This window comes from Halomonas sp. 707D4 (assembly GCF_024158685.1).
Taxonomy (GTDB): Bacteria; Pseudomonadota; Gammaproteobacteria; order Pseudomonadales; family Halomonadaceae; genus Vreelandella.
Map to the genome: position 1 here is coordinate 1 of NZ_JAMZBD010000325.1, position 3,679 is coordinate 3,679.

Here is a 3,679-nt window from a genome sequence, read left to right on the forward strand (position 1 = left end):
CATCCTGATCAAGACCGCCTCCACCTGGGAGGGCATCCAGGCCGCCCGCCAGCTCGAGCGCGACGGCATTCGCACCAATCTGACCCTGCTGTTCGGCTTCGCTCAGGCAAAGGCCTGTGCCGACGCGGGCGCGACGCTGATCTCGCCGTTCGTGGGCCGCATCCTGGACTGGCACAAGGCGCGCGACCCGCAGGGCGACTTCGCCGGCGACAATGACCCGGGCGTCGCTTCGGTCAAGCGTATCTACGAGTACTACAAGGGCCACGGCTACGCGACCATCGTGATGGGGGCAAGCTTTCGCAACGTCGACGAGATCACGTCGCTTGCCGGCTGCGACCGCCTGACCATCTCGCCGGCGCTGCTCAACGAGCTCGACGAACGCCAGGGCGAGCTCACCCGCAAGCTCTCCCCCGCCGGCGCCCAGGGTGCCGACCCCGAACCGCTCGCCCAAGCGGACTTCCGCTGGGAGATGAACGAGGACGAGATGACCAGCGACAAGCTCGCCGAGGGCATTCGCAAGTTCATGGCCGATCAGAAGGCGCTCGAGGCGCTGCTGGCCAAGCTGCGCCAGCAGTAGAACGCACATCGCCCCGGGGCCAGAGGCCTCGGGGCGATGCGGATGCGCGGGTCGTGCCCGGCTAGTGAACGGCGGAGTCCTGGGCTTCGAGCATGTCCACCAGCGGCTGGAACTGCTCGCGGTTGTGCTCGCTCATGTGCATGAGCAGGCGATGCGCCTCGAGAATGCGATCGCGCAGCCCCTCCTCGTCGGACGGGATTTCCGGAAGCTCGGTGAGCGTTGCGTCGAGCTCACGGGCTCCCTGCAAAGGCCGGTCGATCAGCGTGAAGAAGCGGGCAAAGCCCATCACGTCGAGCATCTTGCGAATGTCGGGGTTGCTGGCGATGATCGTCGGCGGATGCGCCAGGCGCCCCTTCACCGCCATCGCCACCTTGGCCAGAAAGCCCAGGGCGCTGGAGTCGACGTTGCTCGCCTCGCGCAGGTCGATCATCACCGTGTGCAGCCCCGGCGTATCCGCCAGGCGCTGGGCCTGGACGTCGAGCGTCGCGCACAGCGTCAAGCGCACGTCGCCGCAGAGCTTCAGAATGAAAACGCCGGAATCGAATGCCGCCTTGATGCGGCCTTCTTCAATCAGCATGACTAAATCCGCTCACCATCATGATTGTCAGGTCATCGGGTAGAGCGTCACGCTCCTGGCCGTCCTCGTCGCCACCCTCCCCTTTCGACAGGAGAGCGCTGGTCTGGGCGAGCCGGTCACGCAACTGCTCGAGTGTGTCACTGTCGCTTACTAGTTGCTCAAGCTCCGTGAGCCGCGTGTCGAGCGTCCTACCCGGCAGGCATTCCAGTACGCCGTCCGAACAGAGCCATAGGCGAAAGTCAGGCGGGAGTTCACAGTCAAGCGAGGGATAGTCGATATCGGGAAAAAGCCCGACCGGCATCCCCTCGCCTTCCAGGCGCATCAGCGTGTCACCCGCTACCAGAATCGGCATCGGCAGCTGCGCGCCGAGCGAATAGTGAAGGGTCTTGGCCTCGTGGTCAATCACCGCGACGAAAAGCGTGGCGTGCTTGCCGATGTCGGTATCCTGGAGTTCCCTGTTCAGCGCCTGCAGCCAGCGGGCCGGCAACCGCTCGGGGTGGCGTCCGTCCCACTCGTTCAGCCAGCGAATGAACAGGTACTTGAGCAGTACCGTGACGAACGCCGAGGAGGCGCCATGACCGGCGACGTCGGCGAAATAGAACGCACTGTAGCGCTCGTCGAAGCGCTGGTAGTCGAGAAAGTCACCGGAGAGATAGAGCGACGGCGCGAACCAGTAATCGAAGCGCACGTCGTTGATCACCCGGGGATGGGGCGGCAGCAGCCGCCGCTGAATGTGGCCGCCGCTCTGCTGGTCCATGCGCAGCAGCGCCAGGTGGGTCTCCAGGCTCTCGTTGAGCTCCTCGAGACGCGCCCGTTCGCCTTCGCGCGCCTTCGCCAGGGCATCGAGCTCCACCGCCTTGCGGATCATGCGGCACACAAGCTCGGTATGGCGCAGGGGATCGACGACGTGATCGAGCAGCCCGCTCTCCACCGCCGCGAAAAGCCCCGGCTCCTCCCGGGAGTCGCTGACCACCAGGGTGGGCACGCGCGCGGCAAGTGTCCCCCACTGCTCGGGGGGCACCACGGCGGCCCTGGCCACCACCAGGGCGGTATCGACCGGCAGCGCGTCGATGTTTTCCATGGCGAGCACCGCCAGATCACGGCAGGTAATGGCCCGGGCCAGCGCGTCGCGCTCGGGCCCGGGCCTATCGATCACCGCGATGAGATGTCGGGAAGAATCCATACCAAGCCTCAGCGCTTCGCCTTACTCGGCGAAGGCATCGTCATCGAAATCCGCATCGTCGAACTCGAAGCTGTCCATCGCGAAGGGGTCGTCGCCCAGCTCGCCATCGTTGATCAGGAACTGGCGCCGCTGCAGGTAGGCATCGCGGATGAATCGGTAGCGGTCGCCGCTGATCAACGACTCCTGATCGAGCAACCCGGCGCGGGTATCGACGATGTTGAGCGCGGTCAACCCGATGCGCACCTTGTCGTCCTCGACGTAGGTGTTGGGATGGGCCGCGATATCCGCCGGCAACCCCGTGGCATCACGCAGGGTGCTGGGGCCGAGCAGCGGCAGCACCAGGTAGCGCGAATCCTCCCAGCCCCATACTGCCAGGGTCTGGCCGAAGTCCTCGTCGTCGGCGGTGATCTGCATGTGGGTGGCGTAATCGAGCAGGCCCGCAACGCCCACCGTCGAGTTGATCAGAAAACGGGACGTGGCAAGGCCGGCATTGCCGGGCTTGCCCTGCAGCAGGCTATTGATGGCGGTACGAATTTCGCCCAGGTTGGAGAAGAAGTTGCCGACGCCGGTCTGCACCGGGTCCGGGGTGACGGTGCGATACCCCTGGGCCACCGGCTTGAGCGCGTAGCGGTCGAGCACGTCGTTGAAGGCGAACACCCGTCGGTTGAAGCCTTCCCACGGGTCATCCGGATGCGCCTGCTCGGCGCTGCCGGTGGTGGCACAGCCCGACGCTCCCAGCGCGGCGAACAGCACCACCGGCAGCATTCCCTTGATCATTTTGCCGGCCGGCGCTTGCGTGGCTTGCGACCTTGACATGATGAATCCCTCGTCTTTTTAGTTAGGTCCCGCTACTCACGGCACATCACTGACAGCGCAGCACGACGCTACCGGCGCTGTAGCCTGCCCCGAAGGAGCAGATCAGCCCGACATCGCCGGCGGCCAGATCGTCGCGGTGCAGGTGAAACGCAATGATGGAACCGGCAGAGCTTGTATTAGCGTAGCGATCCAGGATGATCGGTGCCTGGTTTTCGTCGGGATCGAACCCCAGTACCTTGCGTGCGATCAGGTCGTTCATGTGGCGATTGGCCTGATGCAGCCACAGTCGCTTGACGTCGCCCCCCTCGAGTTCGAGCGATGCGAGATGCGCAAGGATCAGCTGCGCCACCATCGGGCAGACTTCCTTGAACACCCGCCGCCCCTCCTGGACGAACAGCTTGTCCGCGGCCAGCGGGTCGCTGTCGGTGACCCGGTTGAGAAAGCCCGCATTGTTGCGGATGGCGTTGGAAAAGCGTGTGACCAGCCGCGTGCCGAGGATCTCGAAGCGCTGGTCGCTCACCGCGAG

5 protein-coding genes are annotated in these 3,679 nt (G+C 65.0%); 1 reads left to right on the plus strand and 4 read right to left on the minus strand.

Translation table 11 applies throughout. The annotated features are described in order from the left end of the window. Positions 1-577, plus strand: a 577-nt coding sequence (locus BIS11_RS12975; protein WP_301286459.1) for a transaldolase family protein, incomplete at its 5' end; no start/stop codon positions are given. 61 nt (positions 578-638) lie between these two features. On the opposite strand, the gene BIS11_RS12980 is transcribed toward BIS11_RS12975, so the two are convergent. The 4 genes from BIS11_RS12980 to BIS11_RS12995 all read right to left on the minus strand — a co-directional run. Next, on the minus strand, positions 639-1,154 hold the full coding sequence (locus BIS11_RS12980; protein WP_253424445.1) for an STAS domain-containing protein: 516 nt from the start codon (positions 1,152-1,154) through the stop codon (positions 639-641). After that, on the minus strand, positions 1,144-2,337 hold the full coding sequence (locus BIS11_RS12985) for a PP2C family protein-serine/threonine phosphatase (RefSeq protein ID WP_253424448.1): 1,194 nt from the start codon (positions 2,335-2,337) through the stop codon (positions 1,144-1,146). The genes BIS11_RS12980 and BIS11_RS12985 overlap by 11 nt, the downstream gene beginning before the upstream one ends. 21 nt (positions 2,338-2,358) lie before the next feature. Further along, the gene (locus tag BIS11_RS12990; RefSeq protein ID WP_253424451.1) at positions 2,359-3,153 is read right to left on the minus strand and encodes a VacJ family lipoprotein; all 795 of its coding nucleotides are present in this window, start codon (positions 3,151-3,153) and stop codon (positions 2,359-2,361) included. Between the two features lie 46 nt (positions 3,154-3,199). Further along, positions 3,200-3,679 (minus strand): 3-oxoacyl-[acyl-carrier-protein] synthase III C-terminal domain-containing protein (locus BIS11_RS12995; protein ID WP_301286460.1); only part of this gene is annotated, 480 nt, incomplete at its 5' end.

Excerpts from the sequence above, each read along its gene's own strand:
- BIS11_RS12985 (WP_253424448.1), bottom strand. The coding sequence starts at position 2,337 with ATGGATTCTTCCCGACATCTCATCGCGGTGATCGATAGGCCCGGGCCC.
- BIS11_RS12980 (WP_253424445.1), bottom strand. The coding sequence starts at position 1,154 with ATGCTGATTGAAGAAGGCCGCATCAAGGCGGCATTCGATTCCGGCGTT.
- BIS11_RS12990 (WP_253424451.1), bottom strand. The coding sequence starts at position 3,153 with ATGTCAAGGTCGCAAGCCACGCAAGCGCCGGCCGGCAAAATGATCAAG.